Here is a 16,011-nt window from a genome sequence, read left to right as displayed (position 1 = left end):
TCGTATCGCTCATCCGGGGGAAGCAAGGGGGGTAACAGGCAAGGGGGGTGGCAGGGGAACCCGAGGGGGAGGGGCACGGGCAGTCATGGGTGAGGTCTTCGCGGGCCGGTACGAACTGGCCGACCCGATCGGTCATGGCGGAGTGGGCGCCGTCTGGCGCGCCTGGGACCACCGGCGCAAGCGCTATGTGGCGGCCAAGGTGCTCCAGCAGAGCGACGCCCACGCGCTCCTGCGCTTCGTGCGGGAGCAGGCGCTGCGCATCGACCACCCCCATGTCCTGGCCCCGGCCAGCTGGGCCGCCGACGACGACAAGGTCCTGTTCACGATGGACCTGGTCGCCGGCGGCTCGCTGGTCCACCTCGTCGGGGACTACGGTCCCCTGCCCCCGCTGTTCGTCTGCACCCTCCTCGACCAGCTCCTCGCCGGCCTCGCCGCGGTGCACGCCGAGGGAGTGGTCCACCGGGACATCAAACCCGCGAACATCCTGCTGGAAGCGACCGGCACGGCCCGTCCCCGGCTGCGCCTGTCCGACTTCGGCATCGCCATGCGGTTCGGCGAGGCCCGGCTGACCGAGACCAATCTCGTGGTCGGTACGCCGGGTTACATCGCCCCCGAGCAACTCCTTGGCGCCGAGCCGGACTTCACTGCCGACCTGTTCGCCGTCGGCCTCGTCGCCCTGTATCTCATGGAAGGCGCCAAGCCCGACGCCAAGGCGCTTGTCCAGTACTTCGCCGAACACGGCACCCCGGGAGCGCCCAAGAGCATCCCCGACCCGCTCTGGCAGGTCGTCGCCAGCCTCCTCCAGCCCGATCCCCGCGCCCGCTTCCGCACGGCCACGGGAGCCCGCAGGGCGCTCGCCGAGGCCCGGGAACTCCTCCCGGAGACGGACGCCGACGACGAGTCGATCGAGATCTTCGACCAACTGGGGCCGTTGCCACCGGGGTTCGGGCCGGCGGGTCCGGTACGGGTGGCTTCGGGAATCGACACGGCGCAGGGGGCGTCGGGGACTGCGGCGGGGCCTGGCGCGGCGGGATCGGGGACCGGGACGGCACGGGGAGCGGCGACGCCCGGTGCGGCGGCGGGTGCGGACACGGCGACCGCGCCGGGGGTGCGGGCAGCCGGCGCCGCCACGGGACTGGAGACGGCCGGGGAATCGGCCGCGGCGGCAGGGACGGGTGCGGGCCCGGGCACGGTCCCGGGTGCGGGTCCGGGTACGAAGTCGAGTGCGGGCCCGGATCCCAGGTCAGGTGCGGGTTCGGGGGCGGGGCCGGCTGCGGCGACACCCGGGGCGGAGGACGGAGCGGCGGCGAGGAGCGCCGCCGGGTCGCCCCCGGCGGACGGTACCGGCAGCGGCGGAAGCACCTCGGCCCCGGCCTCCATGTCCGACACCGGAAGCTTCCGGCTCCCCCCGCCCCGGACGCCGGTCACCCCGCCCCCCGCTGCCGTACGGCCCGGACCGACACCGCCGTACGTGCCGTACGCCGAGCCGGCGGCCGCCCCGGCCGCGCAGCCCCACACGCCCTGGCCCCCCGCGCAGCCGCTCCCCCCGGTCCAGCCACACGCCGACACCCCCACCCCCACCCCGACGGCCACGTACACCGCGCGGGACCCGCAGACCCCACCGCCGTCGGTCCGCACCCATGGCCGGCGTCGGCGGCGGGCGCCCAGGCCCGGCCCGCCCGCGAGGGCGGCCGTGCCCATCCTTCTCCTCGCGCTGGCCTGCTACGCCGTCGGTTTCTGGGCGCTGGCCCGGCTCTGAGCACGCCGGGCGACCAGGGTCCACACGCCCAGGACGAGCAGCAGAGCCGTGCCCGTGCCGATGCCGCCCGCCGCGAGCGCCCGCATCGCCGTGTCGTCGTCGGCCGGGGTCAAGAGTCCCCCGCGGTCCCAGGCCACGCCGAAGATGCCCTTCGGGACCGGTGAACCGGCGTATTCGGGGCCGGAGTTCGGGGTGCCGTCGATACGGACCCGGAGCGTGACGCCGTACGGCCCCTTCCCGAAGGTGTCCGCGGTCTGCCCGGTGAGGTGGACGACGAGGTAGTAGGCGCCGGCGAAGCGGACGGCGCTCTCCGCTCCGGAGGCGGCGTACCGGTTGGCGTAGGCGACAGGCGGCAGGGGATCCAGGGAGGACGACTTCTGGGTGCCGTCGTAGCCGAGGGAGACGTCGTCGACGTAGCCGCGGACGGGGTTGTAGAGGGAGAGGTTGAGCGCGGCGCTGACATAGCCGTGGGCGTCGCCGCCGGTGCTGCCGAGGTCGACGGTGGCGTGCAGCTGCTGGCCCCAGTCGACCGGGACGGCGTAGTAGAGCGTCTGGCCGGGCGTGATGTCGGTCTGCCAGACACCCTGGTCCAGGGTGCGGGCCGTGGTGAAGCCGGCGCCCGCGGTGCGGTGGCGGGGGTCCGAGGTGAGCGGCTCGGGGGACGCGGAGTTCCAGGCGTCGGGGGCGGTGGTGGCGCCGGCCTTGGCCAGGGCCGGTTCGGTGACGGGGGCGATCTCCAGGTCCCAGCTGCCCGGGGAGGTGGTGCGCGAGCCGGACACGACCCGCGCGACGACCACGTAGTAGGTGCCGGCGTCCCGGCACAGCGCCTTGCCCGCGTCCCGCCGCCCCACCGCCGTGACCGGCCGCGGGCTGAGCCCGGCGCCGAAGCGGGCGCTGTCGTAGTCGCAAGCGGTGCCGTTGGCGTCCTCGATCGAGACCTCGATGCCGTCGCTGGCGGAGACGGTGGCCGAGGAGGGCGGCACGGCGGTGACGGGGACGTAGGCCGTGGTGCCGGCGGTGAGTTCGAGGCGGAAGTACAGCTCGCCCTTGTCGGGGAGGGTGCTGCGGTAGGCCGTACCGGGCTCCAGCGGTACGGCGTCCGTGGTGCTCGCCGCTCCGGCGACGGTGCGGGCGTCGGGGGCGAAGGCGTATCCGCTGCCGCCGTCGGCAGCGGCGGGAGCGGACGGGAGCAGTGCCGTCAGTGCGAGGGCGGCCGTCACGCAGATGCCCCGCCATGCCGCCGTACGCCACCGCCGTATCACGCACGCCCCCAGTCGTCGTCCGCCGACCGCCGAAGTCACGGTCCGGCCGGCCCCCATACTGCCCCGCGCGCCCCCGCGCCACCCGGCGATCCGCACGACCGTCCGAAACGCCCCACCCGGAACCCCCGTATCGCACCGCCCGGCCGTCCCGGCAACGCAGGCTTCGGCAACGCAAAACCCGGCAACGCAGGCCCCGGCAACGCAAAACCCCGACCGCGTCGGCGGCCGGGGTCTCAGTGTCGTCTGTTGTCGGTACTCACGAACCCGTGGGCACGGAGTCAGTCGCCTCCGTCCACAGATCCTGCTCGGCGCGATCCGCCTGGATCTGGCGGTACACGAGGAGCCCGCCGATGGCGGCCAGTGCGACCAGGAGAAGCTTCTTCACCGCGCGACCTCGTCTCTTCCTTGACGTAGGGGACCTCTGGCGCCCGACTATACACACCGACCGATATCGATCGGTGACCTGGCATCCGGCCCCCAACTCCGGTCCGCCGCAAGGTGTTGCACGAGGTCGGACCGCTCCGATCGGAGGGTGATCACACCTCCACGGACGGTTACTTTGCTCCCCCTCGACTGCCTTCATGCACCTTTCTTGGGATTTTTCCCACGCCATGCACCCATCCGTGTGGTGTTCATCAGAACATCGACGCGCCACAGGCCGACGTCCCCCACTTCGCGAGCCCCATACACATCATGAGGAAAGTACGCAAATCGCCCAACCCGAAAGTGAGGGGCCATGGCCCGGAACTCCAAGGTCATGAAGCTGTGGACCGCCATCGTCACCGCATTCCTCGCGCTGTGCACGGCGCTCGGATTCGTCTCCGCCACCACCGCCGCCGCGGTACCGCAGACCGAGACCCCGCGCAACAGCACCGGCGAGGACCACGGCCCGGCCCGGGTGACGATCCCGGCACAGACCCACTGGCTCTGGTCCCAGGCAAGGTCCCTCCCGCCCACGATGAAGCAGCGGATCCGGGCCGAGGCCCACGGCAAGACCCCCAGCTGCCGCCACCGCCCCCTGGACACCACCGAGTCGGAGACCTCGGCAGAACCCCCCGCGGCTCCGCTCGACTGCTGACCCCCTCAGGTAACAGACGGCTCGGACGCAACGGCGCAAGGGCGACTTGCGTACGTACCAGCGCCTACTGCGACACAGACCCGCGACGGGATCGCCCCGGTCGCGGGTCTCCGCACGCCCGGAATCCCCACATCCCTGCATTTCTGCACCCTGCACGCCTGCATGCCTGCATTTCTGCCTCCGTGTCTCCGTGCCTCCATGGACGGAACGGCTCGACTCATCAACTCCTCTTGAGGAGTCGTAGGCTGATCATGTGCCCAAGGCATACGAGGAGATCGCAGACGACCTCCGCCGCTCCATCAGGGAGGGCGAGCGCGAGCCCGGCGCCCGGCTGCCCTCCGAGGCGGAGCTGGCCCGGTCCTACGGGCGGAGCGTCCCGACGATCCAGAACGCGCTGCGGCTGCTGAGCGCGGAGGGCCTGATCGACAAGCGGCACGGCAGCGGTACATTCGTGCGCCGCCCGCGCACCCGCGCGGTCCGCGACAACGAACGGCACCAGTGGGAGAAGAACCGCGCCCTGATGCCGGAGGCCACCCGGGCCGAGACCGGCGCGACCGAGCGCGAGACCGGCCTGGTCATCGACGACCTGGTCTTCTTCGCCCGCTACCGCGAGCTCACCGCGCCCGGCGACCTCGCCGACGCGTTCGGGTTGCCGGAGGGCACCGCGCTCCTGGAGCGCACCTACCGGACCAGGCACTCCGCCGAGACCGCTCCCTTCAGCCTGGTGACCTCCTACCTCGTGCGCGACCTGATCGCGGCCAATCCGGCCCTCCTGGACGAGGCCAACGAACCCTGGCCGGGCGGTACCCAGAACCAGCTGCACACCGTCGGCATCGAGGTCGGCCGCGTCGAGGAGCGCTTCACCGCCCGGCCGCCGACGCCGGAGGAGGCCCGGGAGCTGGACCTGCCGGCCGGCACCTCGGTGATCCTGCTGCGCAAGACGTCGTACGACATCCACGACCGCATCGTGGACATCACCGCCGTCACGCTCCCCGGCGACCGTACCGAGCTGCTCTTCACCACACATCTGGAAAGGTGGTGAGCGCTGCCGTGACCCGGCGCATCACCGTCGTCACCGCGGTCCACGCGCCGTCGGCCCCATTCCTGCCCGAGGCCCACAAGTCGCTGTGCGAGCAGCGGCTGCCGGACGGGTGGGAGTGGGAGTGGCTGATCCAGGAGGACGGTCACGGCGAAGAGGTCCAGGCCTACGTCCCCGACGACGCGCGGGTGTCCTTCCGGCAGGGCCGTGCCGGGGGTCCCGGGGTCGCGCGCACCATGGCGCTGGCCCGGGCGCAGGGGTCGTACGTCAAGGTCCTCGACGCCGACGACCAGCTGCCGCCCGGTGCACTGGGCCGTGACCTGGCCGCGCTGGAGGCCCGCCCGGACCTCGGCTGGGCCACCTCACGGGCTCTGGACCTGCTGCCGGACGGCTCCACGGCCGGTTTTCCGGGCGATCCGGAGGAGGGCCCGATGGAGCGCGGGACGGTGCTCGGCCACTGGGCGGCGAACGGCTTCCGTGCCCAGGTCCACCCGGCCACCCTCTTCGTCCGCCGCGAGCTGCTGCTGGCCCTCGGCGGCTGGATGGCGCTGCCCGCCTCCGAGGACACCGGGCTGCTGCTCGCCCTCGACGCCGTCAGTGCGGGCTGGTTCTCGGCGGAGGTCGGGCTGCTCTACCGCAAGTGGGAGGGCCAGGTCACCGGCCGCCCCGCGCACACCGACCCGGTGGAACGGGAGGCTCGCATGACGGTCGTGGCGGCACGGGCCCGGGCGCTGGCGGAGCTCGGCTGGCGCTACGGGTGACGTGCGGCGGTACGGCGGCGGTACGACCGTCCTGCCGGGGCGCTCACAGGGCCGCCGCGTCCACGCGGGAGAACACCAGGTCGCTCTCCTCGGTCACCGGGCGGTCCCAGCGGACCGGGACCACCGGTTCGCCGTACAGGGCGCGGGGGTAGCTGTCGGCCGCGTAGCTGTTGGCGAGCCGGTAGACGTGGTAGCCGGCGTCGGTCATGGTGCGCAGCAGGTCGTCGGCGGAGTCGCCCAGCTGGGCCATCCGGTCGGGGGTGACCTCGACGGTGATCTCGGCGTCGGGGCGGAGCTTCTCCAGCAGCGGGGCGAGCCCGCGCACCACCGCTCCCTCGGCGCCCTCCACGTCGATCTTGACGACCCGCGCGGTCTCGATCTCCTCCGGCCGGAGCAGCTCCGGCAGCGGTACGGCCTCGATGTCGAAGCTGGACTCGGCCGGGCCGTCCCACGGGACGATGCTGTTGGCGCCCATGTTGCGGGAGCTGGCGAGCACGAAGGTCAGGGTGCGGTGGGCGTCGGAGACGGCGGCGTTGACCGCGCGGATGTTCCGGCAGCCGTTGAGCGCGCTCTGCTGTTCGAGGCGGCGGTGGAAGGCGGGGGAGGCCTCCACGGCCACCACCCTGCCCTGCTCCCCGACCAGCCGGGAGGCCAGGACGCTGAAGACCCCGATGTTGGCGCCGACGTCGACGAAGCAGTCCCCCGGCGCCAGCCGGCCGCGCAGCCAACGGGTCATGTGCGGTTCCCACACCCCGAAGAGGTAGAGGTAGCGCTGGATGAGGTCCTGGGTGTCGACCGCGAACCGGTCGCCGGAGAGCGTCTCGACGACGCGCCGCCGGGGGTGGTCGCGCAGGTACGGGTTGAGCGCGCGGGCCGCGAGGGACTTGCCCCAGGGGCCCGGGACGCCGCGGACGTAGCGGCGGCCGAGGGTGGCCAGGAGTTCGGTGAGTTCCGTACCGGTGCTGCGCATCCGCTAGTCAGTGACCTTCTTGCCGTCGATCCGGATCGCCTGCGACGGGCAGCGCTCGGCGATGTCCCGGATCAGTTCGTCCTCGTCCCCGGGCTCCTCGCGTCCGGGCAGGACGAAACCGTACCCGTCCTCGAAACCGAACACACCGGGTGCCCGGAAGGCACACTCGCCCGACCCGTAACAGACGTCGGCATCGACGGAGACCTTCATGGAAGGTCCCCTGCCCAGCAGGGGACCCGCTGAACCCGCTACTTGAACGGCAGCTCCAGCATCCGGATCGCGTTCCCACGCAGCAGTTTGTAGGCGACCTCCGGGTCCAGGCCGCCCACGTGTTCCTGGGCCACCCGCTTGGTCTCCGGCCAGGTCGAGTCGACGTGCGGGTAGTCCGTCTCGAAGGTCGCGTTGTCGACGCCGACCGTCTCGATCGCCTCGATGCCGTGCCGGTCCCGGAAGAAGCAGCAGAAGATCTGCCGGTAGTAGTACGTCGAAGGCGGTTCGGGGATCAGGTCCTTCACCCCGCCCCAGGCACGGTGCTCCTCCCAGACGTCGTCGGCGCGCTCCAGGGCGTACGGGATCCAGCCCATCTGGCCCTCGCTGTACGCGAGTTTCAGCCGCGGGAACTTCACCAGGACCCCGGAGAAGAGGAAGTCCATCATCGAGGCCATGGCGTTGTTGAAGCTGAGCGAGGCCTGGACGGCGGGCGGGGCGTCCGGGGAGGCGGCCGGCATCTGGGAGCTCGACCCGATGTGCATGTTGACCACCGTCCCGGTCTCCTCGCAGGCCGCGAAGAACGGGTCCCAGTAGCCGGAGTGGATGGACGGCAGGCCCAGGTAGGTGGGGATCTCGCTGAAGGTGACCGCCCGGACGCCCCGTTCGGCGTTGCGCCGGATCTCGGCGACGGCCAGGTCGACGTCCCACAGCGGGATCAGGCACAGCGGGATCAGCCTGCCGCCGCTGTCCCCGCACCACTCCTCGACCATCCAGTCGTTGTAGGCGCGGACGCAGGCCAGCGCGACCTCCTTGTCGTCGGCCTCGGCGAAGGTCTGCCCGCAGAAGCGGGGGAAGGTGGGGAAGCAGAGGGAGGCCTCGACATGGTTGATGTCCATGTCCTTGAGCCGTTCCTTCGGGTCCCAGCAGCCGGGCCGCATCTGCTCCCGGGTGATGCCGTCGAGCGTCATCTCGTCCCGGGAGAAGCCGACGGCCGCGATGATGCGCTTGTACGGGAAGAGCAGGCCCTCGTACTCCCACCAGTCGGTGGTCTGGCCCGCGGGGTCCGTGGTGAACCGGTACTTGCCGCCGACGTAGGCGAGTTCGCCGATGCCGGCGGTGAAGGGCTTGGGTCCCTTGTCGCGGTACCTGCCCGGCAGCCACTTCTCGAAGAGGTGCGCGGGCTCGATCACGTGGTCGTCCACGCTGATCACCCTGGGCAGATCCTGGGTGCCGGTCGCGTTCTCTGCCATGCCTACCCCCTGCTGCCTGCGGATTTCCCACATTATCTGACGGTCTATCAGATAAGCCGTCGGCATTCAGGCTAGGCCCAGGAGCCCGCACCAGCAAGGCCCGCCGCACCCCGCCCGCCGCCCGCCGCCCGGACTTCGTCCCGCCCGCCCTCTTGCGACGCGTGCCGCCTTCCGCTGAACTGACGAACCGTCAGATGAATGGTTCGGGCAGTCGGACAGATGGTCATGGGGATCCGGGGAGGGTGCGGGATGCGATCAGCCTTGCTGAACGGTGCCGAGTGGTTCGCGGTGCTCCGCATCGGGCTCGGTCTGTGGTGGCTGGAGAGCTGGCGGCACAAGGACAAGAAGCAGTGGTTCGGCGGCGGAGGCATCCGGTGGGCGGCCGGTGTCGCGGAGAAGCACCGCTGGCCGGTGGTCCGGCGGGGCTTCGACACCGTCGTCGCGCCGCGCCCCCGGCTGATGGCCTACGTCGTGGCCTACGCGGAGCTCGCCCTGGGCCTCGGGCTGGTCGCCGGCTTCCTCACCCCGGTCGCGCTGGTGGCCGGGTTCCTGCTCAACCTGATCTACCTGGTCCTCATGATCCATGACTGGGCGGAACAGGGGCAAAACCTGATGATGGCCCTGATCTCCCTGGTCGGCCTGTTCGCGATCAGCTGGCAGAGCTGGTCGGTGGACTCGGCACTGGGTCTGTTCGGCTAGCCGGGACGCGCTTCGGGGTCGGGCCCCATGGGAGCGCCCGCGACGAGGTGCCCTCTGATCGGCGGCGCAGCCGCCGTTCTGGGGGCGCGGGGAACTGCGCGACCAGCCACGACGAGCCCGCAGCGTCCCTCCGCCCCCATCACCCCATCACCCCATCACCCCATCACGGCATCACGGCACCCGCGGCGAGGAGGCACAGATGACGACCGACCCCTCGAAGTCCCCCTCCGGCTCTCCCCCGAAGTCCCCCTCCGATTCCCCTTCGGCCGACACCCTGAGAAAGCTGCACTCGGCCCGCGCCCGCAGCGCGTACGAGCGTGCGGTGGCCGCCTGCCGCGACGCGGGCATCACTCCGGACGCGGCGCAGACCGTCCCGACGAGTCCGGCGGGCCGGGCCGCGAACGCGCTGCGGCTGTCGGCCCAGTCGCTCGCCGCGCTGGCCGGTACCGCCCCCGACCCGGCGGCGGACGCCCGCTGCGCCCGCAACGCCGCCGCCACCGCGGCCCTGGCCGCACAGGTGGCCGCCGCCCTGGACGACCGCACCGAGACGGCTTCCGCCCTGCGCGCGGCCCTCACCGCCTCCCAGGCGGCGGCGACGGCGGCCGGCGGTGCGGCGGCGGGACAGGACTCGGCCCTCACTGCGAAGGCCGACGACACGGAGGAACGCGCGGTCGAGGCGGCTCGTACGGCGGGCTGGATGTGATCACGTACGGCGGGCTGGATGTGATCCCGTGCCGTTCGGCACCGGTCCCTCCCCACGTGGGGACCGGTGCCGAACGGCGCGGGAGGTGGAGGACCGCCGACTGAGACCGGAGGCCGGCTCAGTGGGCGGGAGCAGCTCGCGTCCCACGGCCACTCCGGCGGAGGACCACCGGTCGAAGGTGACCGAGAACGTGCGGTGCCTTGAGCTGTCTCTGCGAATGCTGAGCTGGTCGGCCGGTCGGGGCGACCCCCGATCACCGCGTTGCTGAGGCGAAATCCTGCCAGCCGAGGGGCCCGTATGAGGAGGGCAGGACGTCCGGTCCAGGGCTTCGCCGCAGGTCAGCCGTATAAAGTGGGTTTTCCGGTCCGGATGGCCAGCAGCGGGGGAAGTAAGGGGTGGAGATCCTTGGGTCCCGACGCAGGGGCACGCACAGCCTTCGCGGAACGTCTCGCGTTGCTGTACAGGGAGGCCGGTAATCCTCCGCTCAAGCGAGTCGCCGAGGCGGTCGACCGGCTGCACCGCGTCGACGAGCGGGGTCGGCCCGTGCGGGTCTCCGCCCAGCGGATCAGCGACTGGCGGCGGGCGAAGAACGTTCCCGCACAGTTCGTCGCCCTCTCCGCCGTCCTGCAGGTCCTGATCCCGCAGGCCCGTCGCGCCCAGCCGACACCGGTGTCCGGCGGGCTCTACGACCTGGTCCAGTGGCAGAAGCTGTGGGAGCGGGCCGTGGCCGATCCGGTCGGCGAACTGCCCGCACCGGAAACGGCCGAGGAGACGGAAAAGCCGCCGCCGGTCGACAGCGTCTGCCCCTACCGGGGTCTGGCCTCCTACCGCCGTGAGGACGCCCGCTGGTTCTTCGGACGGGAACGCAGTACCGACGCACTGGTCGCCCAGCTCCGTTCCGCGGAGTCGGGCGGCGGTCTGGTGATGCTGGTCGGCGCCTCGGGCGCGGGAAAGTCCTCGCTGCTGAACGCCGGCCTGGTCACCGCGGTCCAGAGCGGCGCCCTGGCCGACGACGAGGACCGCGACCGCCCGCGCCACATATTTCAGCTCGTCCCTGGCGCGGACCCCGTGAAGGAGCTGACCCGCCGCATACCCGAGCTGGCCGAGCCGGCAGACCTGGACGACCCGGACGCCGTACGGAAAGCGCTCACGGCCTGGGCCCGCCGGGAAACATCGGCCACGCGGACGGCGGCCGGGCAGACCACGCCCGAACCGACCGATGCCGTACCTGCCGTACCGACCGCAGCCGGATCAACCGTCGATGTTTCACGTGAAACACGACCGCCCTCGCGGCCCCATCCGGCTCGTCCGGTCGTGATCGTCGACCAGTTCGAGGAGACCTTCACCCTCTGCACCGACGAGGCGGACCGGCGCACCTTCGTCCAGCTCCTGCACACGGCCAGCACCCCCGCCGCCCCCGGTGAACCGGCCCCCGCCCTGGTGGTCCTGGGTATCCGTGCCGACTTCTACGAGCAGTGCCTCGGATACCGGGAGCTGGCCGACGCGCTCCAGCACCGGCACATGGTGCTCGGCCCGCTGACCACCGCGGAACTGCGCGAGGCCGTGACTGCTCCCGCCAAGGCCGTGGGCCTGGAACTGGAGCCCGGGCTCGCCGAACTGATCGTCCGTGAGGTGAGCGCGGACGGCCCGCGCGGCGCCCATGACGCCGGCGTCCTCCCGCTCCTCTCCCACGCCCTGCTCGCCACGTGGCAGCGGCGCAAGGCGGGGCGGCTGACGCTGGCCGGCTACCGGGCGGCCGGCGGCATCCAGGGCGCTGTCGCGGCGACCGCCGAACGCGCCTGGTCGAGCCTGGACCCGGCCGCCCGCACCGCCGCCCGGCTGCTCCTGCTCCGGCTGGTGCGGCTCGGCGAGGACACCCAGGCGACCCGCAGACGCGGCACCAGACGCCAGCTGGCCGCGGAATCCACCGACCCGGGCAAGACGGAGGAGTCACTCGAAGCCCTGGTCCGGGCCCGGCTGGTGACCCTCGACGCCGACACCGTGGAGATCACCCACGAGGCGCTGCTGCACGCCTGGCCCCGGCTGCGCGAGTGGCTCGACGAGGACCGCAACGGCAATCTGCTGCGCCAGCGCCTGGAGGAGGACGGCCGGGCCTGGGAAGAGTCGTCCCAGGACTCCTCGCTGCTCTACCGGGGCTCACGCCTGGAACAGGCCCACACCTGGGCGAAGTCGGCCGGTGACACCTTCCTGACCCGCAGCGCGGTGGAGTTCCTGGCGGCCTCGGTACGGCTGCGCCGCCGTACCGTGTGGCTCAGCCGGGCCGCCGTGTCGGCGCTGGTCGTGCTCGCGCTACTGGCGGCCGGCTCCGCCGTGATCGCCCGCCAGCAGCGGGACGACGCGGTGTTCGAGCAGGTGGTGGCGGAGGCCGACCGTTTCCAGTACTCCGACCCGTCGCTCTCCGCCCAGCTCGACCTGGTCGCCCACGACCTGCGCCAGGACGACGAGGGCGCCAACAACCGTCTGATCTCCATCGTCAACGCCCCACTGGCCACCCCGCTGCTCGGCCACACCGGCGCCGTCTACCTCACCACCTTCAGCCCCGACGGCAAGGTCCTGGCCACCGCCGCCTACGACCGCACGGTCCGGCTGTGGGACGTGAGCGACCCGACCCGGCCGAAGGCCCTGGGCAAGCCCCTGCTCGGCCACACGAGCTGGGTATCCAGCGCGGTCTTCAGCCCGGACGGCAGGACCCTGGCCAGCGCCGGCGACGACGGCACCGTACGCCTGTGGGACGTCTCCGACCCGCGGCACCCGACCTCCCTGGGCTCACCGCTGGCCGACCACGACGGCACCGTCTACCTGGTCGCCTTCAGCCCGGACGGCAAGACCCTGGCCGCCGCCGACGAGGACCACACCGTCCGCCTGTGGGACGTGCACGACCCGCGCCACCCCGCCTCGCTGGGCACCCTCACCGGCCACACCGAGGCCGTGCGCTCCATCGCGTTCAGCCCCGACGGCCGCACCCTCGCGGCCGGCAGCGACGACAACTCGATCCTCCTGTACGACGTCTCCGACCCGCGCCGCCCCGAGCGCGTCGGCGCTCCGCTCACCGGACACACCGCGACCGTGCACTCGGTGGCCTTCAGCCCGGACGGCCGGACCCTCGCCAGCGGCAGCAAGGACGACACCGTACGGCTGTGGGACGTCAGCGACCGGGCCCACCCCAAGACCCTCGGCGCGCCGCTCACCGGCCACACCGGGCCTGTCTGGTCGGTGGCCTTCAGCCCCGACGGCTCCATGCTCGCCGCGGGGAGCGCGGACTCCACGGCCAGCCTGTGGAACGTCGGCAACCCGGCCTTCCCCTCCCAGGTGGGCGAGCCGCTCGCGGGCAGCAGCGGCGAGATGTACGCCGTCGGCTGGAGCCCCGACGGGCACACCCTCGCCACCGGCAGCGGTGACGGCAAGGTGCGGCTGTGGTCGATCCCGGGCTCGGACATGATCGGCGCGGCGGGGGCGTTCAGCCCCGACGGCAGGGTCCTGGCCACCGGCGGCGGCGACAGCCGGATGCGGCTGTGGAACATCACGGATCCGGCCCGGCCCACCGCGCTCGGCGAGCCGTTCACGACCGGGTCACGGGACCTGCGCTCGATGGTGTTCACCCGGGACGGGCGCACCCTGATCATCCTGACCAGCGAGAACAACCTCAGCTGGGTGCAGCTGTGGAACGTGTCGGACCCCGCGCACCCCGCCCAGTACGGTGCGCCGGTCCGGCTGGACACCCGGTACGCGGGCTCCGAGGCGCTGACGCTGAGCCCCGACGGGCGGACCGTGGCCGCCGACTACGACGACCGCACGGTCCAGCTCCTGGACATCAGCGACCCGGCCCGTCCCCAGCGCCTCGGTGAGCCCCTCAAGGGCCACACCGGTTACGTCAACGCGCTCGTCTTCAGCCCGGACGGCCGCACCCTGGCCAGCGGCAGCGCGGACGGCACCGTCCGCCTCTGGAACGTCTCCGACCGGACCCGGGCCATGCCCCTCGGCGCCCCGCTGAAGGGCCACCTGGGCCCCATCAACACCCTCGCCTACAGCCCCGACGGCCGCACCCTGGCCAGCGGTAGCGACGACGACACGGTCCGCCTCTGGAACGTCTCCGATCCCGGCCACGCGATCCGTCTCGGCCCGGCCCTCACCGGCCACACCGAGGCGGTGGTCTCCCTGACCTTCAGCCGGGACGGCAGGACCCTGGCCAGCGGCGGCAACGACAACACGGTCCGCCTCTGGAACGTGTCGTCCCCGTCCTCGGCGCACCCCATCGGCCAGTCCATGAGCCCCAACGCCAAGACGGGCAACTTCCTCTCCTTCAGCCCGCGGAGCAACATGCTGGGCGTCTCCAGCGGCGCCGACACGGTCCGGCTGTGGAGCCTCGACGTCGACCAGGCGGTCAACCGCATCTGCGCGGTCACCCGCAACGTCCTGACACCCGCCAAGTGGCGCGAATACCTCCCCCGCCTCGCCTACAACCCGCCCTGCGAAGCCTGATCCGCCCCTGCCTCCGACCGCGTTTGAGTGATCCCGATCACAACTGCTCAAGACGGCTGAGAAGTTGACTCCCGCCGCACAGGCCACCTTGTTAGGCTGGCCGCAACCCGGTCGCTGGTGCATCCCCCGTCGCCAGCGACCGGGCCTTTTCATGCCCGCTCCCCGCCGAGCCCGCACCGCCGCGACCACCGTCCCGGCTCACTCCCCGGCGTCGGCCCAACGAGCCCCGGCGAACACCCCGGCCCGGATCTGCAGCACCGCACCGAGCACGATGAACCCCAGGGCAACGCCGGAGACAACCAGCCCCACCCCGGACGAGACGCCGAGAACCCTGGCCCCGCCGTCCAGGACGAAGCCGCCCCCCATCGCCACCCGACCCCACCCATCCCTGCGCGACCGCGCGTGCGGCGCGACTCCCCGACCGATCAAGGCCAGCACGCCCACGACCACGACAAAGCAGCCGGCTCCCAAGGTGACCCACCCAGACATGGCACCCCCTCCGCGGGAAGGCTACGCCCGCGGGCCTGACGGTGCCGTAGAGCACCGCCGGTCGACAGTTCCGCTATGCCTGGCTGATCAGCACGCCGAGAGCACACAGGGCGAACGCGAGCCCGATCGGACTCCTCTTCACGCCACGGCCGGCAGCCTGCCGCTGGAGTTCCCGCGTACCGAGCAGGGCCCCACAGAGCAGGAGAGTGCCGGCGACGACGCGTCTGACCACCTGCACGGGCGCCCTCTCGGCCGTAGATGCCGAAGACCCCCGGACCAGATGGCCCGGGGGTCTTCGTGCTGGTGGGGCTAACAGGATTTGAACCTGTGGCCTCATCCTTATCAGGGATGCGCTCTAACCAACTGAGCTATAGCCCCGCCGCGCTCTGCGGTGTATGTCCCGCGCGCTGACTCCTGAAGATTAGCGCACGACCGGGGCAGTCCCAAAATCGGTTGTCGGGGGACCGTCAGGAGAGGTTTGGACCGCGGTTACTCGTCCTCGGCCAAGGTCAGCTCGACGCCGCCGACGAAGCCCGCGGAGAGGTTGTAGATGAACGCGCCGAGGGTCGCCAGCGCCGTCGCGAGGACGACGTCGATGACCGCGATGATCGACGCGAACATCAGGACGTGCGGGAGGGACAGGAACGCCTGGAGGTCGAAGCCGTTCGACTCGTTCGAACCGGTCGCCTCCGAGATCGTGCCGCCGACCGTCGAGAACACGCCCATCGCGTCCAGGACCATCCACAGCACCGCCGCCGCCACGATGGAGCAGATGCCCAGCGCGATGGAGAGCAGGAAGCTGACCTTCATCACCGACCAGGGATCGGCTTTGGCGACCCGCAGCCGGGCCTTACGGGTGCGCGGCGCGGTGCGCGCTCCGGCGGCGCCCGTGCGCGGCCGTCGTACGCCCCCCGCGGGCGCCTGGGCGGCCTGCGCCGCCGGGTAGGCCTGCGGCGGGTGGTAGGGCGCGGCGGGCTGCTCGGCACGCCGTTCCCCGGGCAGCGGGGAAGCCCCCTGCTGCGGCTGTGCGGGCGCCGGCCGGTCGCCCGGCGCGGCCGGCCCTCGGGTGTCGGTCACAGTTCCCCCCTGCGATCCCTGTGCGTCGGACGCGGGCGCCTTCGCGGGCGCCTTGATCGCCTTCAGCTGGGTCGTGTGCGTGTCCGCCTGCTGCGGCGCACCGCCCCCGTCGGACGCGGCGGAGCCACGGCCGCCGCCGTCCGCATCCGTACCCGTCGAGGTACCGGCCGATCCGGCGCCCGTGGCTCCGCTCACGATGACTCACTCCTCGTGC

The 16,011-nt window shown here is 72.2% G+C and carries 14 protein-coding genes and 1 tRNA gene; 7 read left to right on the top strand and 8 right to left on the bottom strand.

From position 1 onward, the window contains the following. Positions 1-85: 85 nt before the first annotated feature. Positions 86-1,759 (top strand): serine/threonine-protein kinase, encoded by a 1,674-nt coding sequence (locus ACFY6U_RS32630; RefSeq protein WP_390043947.1) that lies wholly within the window; start codon positions 86-88, stop codon positions 1,757-1,759. Here the strand turns inward: ACFY6U_RS32630 and ACFY6U_RS32625 are convergent. Together ACFY6U_RS32625 and ACFY6U_RS32620 are read right to left on the bottom strand one after the other, a co-directional pair. Beyond that, the gene (locus ACFY6U_RS32625; protein WP_390043945.1) at positions 1,723-2,979 is read right to left on the bottom strand and encodes a hypothetical protein; all 1,257 of its coding nucleotides are present in this window, start codon (positions 2,977-2,979) and stop codon (positions 1,723-1,725) included. The genes ACFY6U_RS32630 and ACFY6U_RS32625 overlap by 37 nt on opposite strands. Positions 2,980-3,277: 298 nt before the next feature. Beyond that, on the bottom strand, positions 3,278-3,406 hold the full coding sequence (locus ACFY6U_RS32620; RefSeq protein ID WP_003999697.1) for a DLW-39 family protein: 129 nt from the start codon (positions 3,404-3,406) through the stop codon (positions 3,278-3,280). Positions 3,407-3,757: 351 nt separating this feature from the next. Here ACFY6U_RS32620 and ACFY6U_RS32615 point away from each other — a divergent pair, with 351 nt between their 5' ends. The 3 genes from ACFY6U_RS32615 to ACFY6U_RS32605 all read left to right on the top strand — a co-directional run bounded on the left by ACFY6U_RS32615 (position 3,758) and on the right by ACFY6U_RS32605 (position 5,899). Then, positions 3,758-4,099, top strand: a complete 342-nt coding sequence (locus tag ACFY6U_RS32615; protein WP_390043943.1) for a DUF6344 domain-containing protein — start codon at positions 3,758-3,760, stop codon at positions 4,097-4,099. Between the two features lie 253 nt (positions 4,100-4,352). Then, positions 4,353-5,141, top strand: coding sequence for a GntR family transcriptional regulator (locus ACFY6U_RS32610; RefSeq protein ID WP_390043941.1), 789 nt, complete (start codon positions 4,353-4,355; stop codon positions 5,139-5,141). Beyond that, positions 5,138-5,899: a glycosyltransferase family 2 protein gene (locus ACFY6U_RS32605; protein ID WP_390043939.1), complete on the top strand. Its 762-nt coding sequence runs from the start codon at positions 5,138-5,140 to the stop codon at positions 5,897-5,899. Before ACFY6U_RS32610 ends, ACFY6U_RS32605 begins: the two co-directional genes overlap by 4 nt. 43 nt (positions 5,900-5,942) lie before the next feature. Here ACFY6U_RS32605 and ACFY6U_RS32600 read toward each other — a convergent pair whose 3' ends face one another. Genes ACFY6U_RS32600 through ACFY6U_RS32590 form a run of 3 tightly spaced genes read right to left on the bottom strand, consistent with a single transcriptional unit; the run spans position 5,943 to position 8,329 of the window. Further along, positions 5,943-6,869, bottom strand: coding sequence for an FkbM family methyltransferase (locus tag ACFY6U_RS32600; RefSeq protein ID WP_390043937.1), 927 nt, complete (start codon positions 6,867-6,869; stop codon positions 5,943-5,945). A 3-nt stretch (positions 6,870-6,872) separates the two neighbouring features. Then, positions 6,873-7,079: a ferredoxin gene (locus ACFY6U_RS32595; RefSeq protein ID WP_351498578.1), complete on the bottom strand. Its 207-nt coding sequence runs from the start codon at positions 7,077-7,079 to the stop codon at positions 6,873-6,875. 38 nt (positions 7,080-7,117) lie between these two features. Beyond that, the gene (locus ACFY6U_RS32590; protein ID WP_390043935.1) at positions 7,118-8,329 is read right to left on the bottom strand and encodes an amidohydrolase family protein; all 1,212 of its coding nucleotides are present in this window, start codon (positions 8,327-8,329) and stop codon (positions 7,118-7,120) included. A gap of 249 nt (positions 8,330-8,578) precedes the next feature. On the opposite strand from ACFY6U_RS32590, the gene ACFY6U_RS32585 reads away from it, so the two are divergent. The 3 genes from ACFY6U_RS32585 (at position 8,579) to ACFY6U_RS32575 (ending at position 14,231) form a co-directional block, all read left to right on the top strand. Further along, entirely contained in the window at positions 8,579-9,028 is a 450-nt protein-coding gene (locus ACFY6U_RS32585; RefSeq protein WP_390043933.1) for a DoxX family protein, read from the top strand. A gap of 199 nt (positions 9,029-9,227) precedes the next feature. Next, a complete protein-coding gene (locus ACFY6U_RS32580) occupies positions 9,228-9,731 on the top strand; it encodes a hypothetical protein (RefSeq protein ID WP_390043931.1) in 504 nt (167 codons plus the stop codon). Between the two features lie 369 nt (positions 9,732-10,100). Then, entirely contained in the window at positions 10,101-14,231 is a 4,131-nt protein-coding gene (locus ACFY6U_RS32575; RefSeq protein ID WP_390043929.1) for an AAA family ATPase, read from the top strand. Between the two features lie 198 nt (positions 14,232-14,429). Here the strand turns inward: ACFY6U_RS32575 and ACFY6U_RS32570 are convergent, their stop codons facing one another. The 3 genes from ACFY6U_RS32570 to ACFY6U_RS32560 form a co-directional block, all read right to left on the bottom strand. Continuing rightward, positions 14,430-14,603, bottom strand: a complete 174-nt coding sequence (locus ACFY6U_RS32570; RefSeq protein ID WP_390043927.1) for a hypothetical protein — start codon at positions 14,601-14,603, stop codon at positions 14,430-14,432. A 418-nt stretch (positions 14,604-15,021) separates the two neighbouring features. Further along, a tRNA-Ile gene (locus tag ACFY6U_RS32565) sits at positions 15,022-15,098 on the bottom strand. A 111-nt stretch (positions 15,099-15,209) separates the two neighbouring features. Beyond that, on the bottom strand, positions 15,210-15,992 hold the full coding sequence (locus ACFY6U_RS32560) for a DUF3566 domain-containing protein (protein ID WP_390043925.1): 783 nt from the start codon (positions 15,990-15,992) through the stop codon (positions 15,210-15,212). Positions 15,993-16,011 lie beyond the last annotated feature (19 nt).

Source organism: Streptomyces sp. NPDC013157 (assembly GCF_042899865.1).
Lineage (GTDB): Bacteria > Actinomycetota > Actinomycetes > Streptomycetales > Streptomycetaceae > Streptomyces.
Note: the sequence above shows the minus strand (reverse complement) of the source record. Positions and strands in the feature narration are given on the sequence as shown.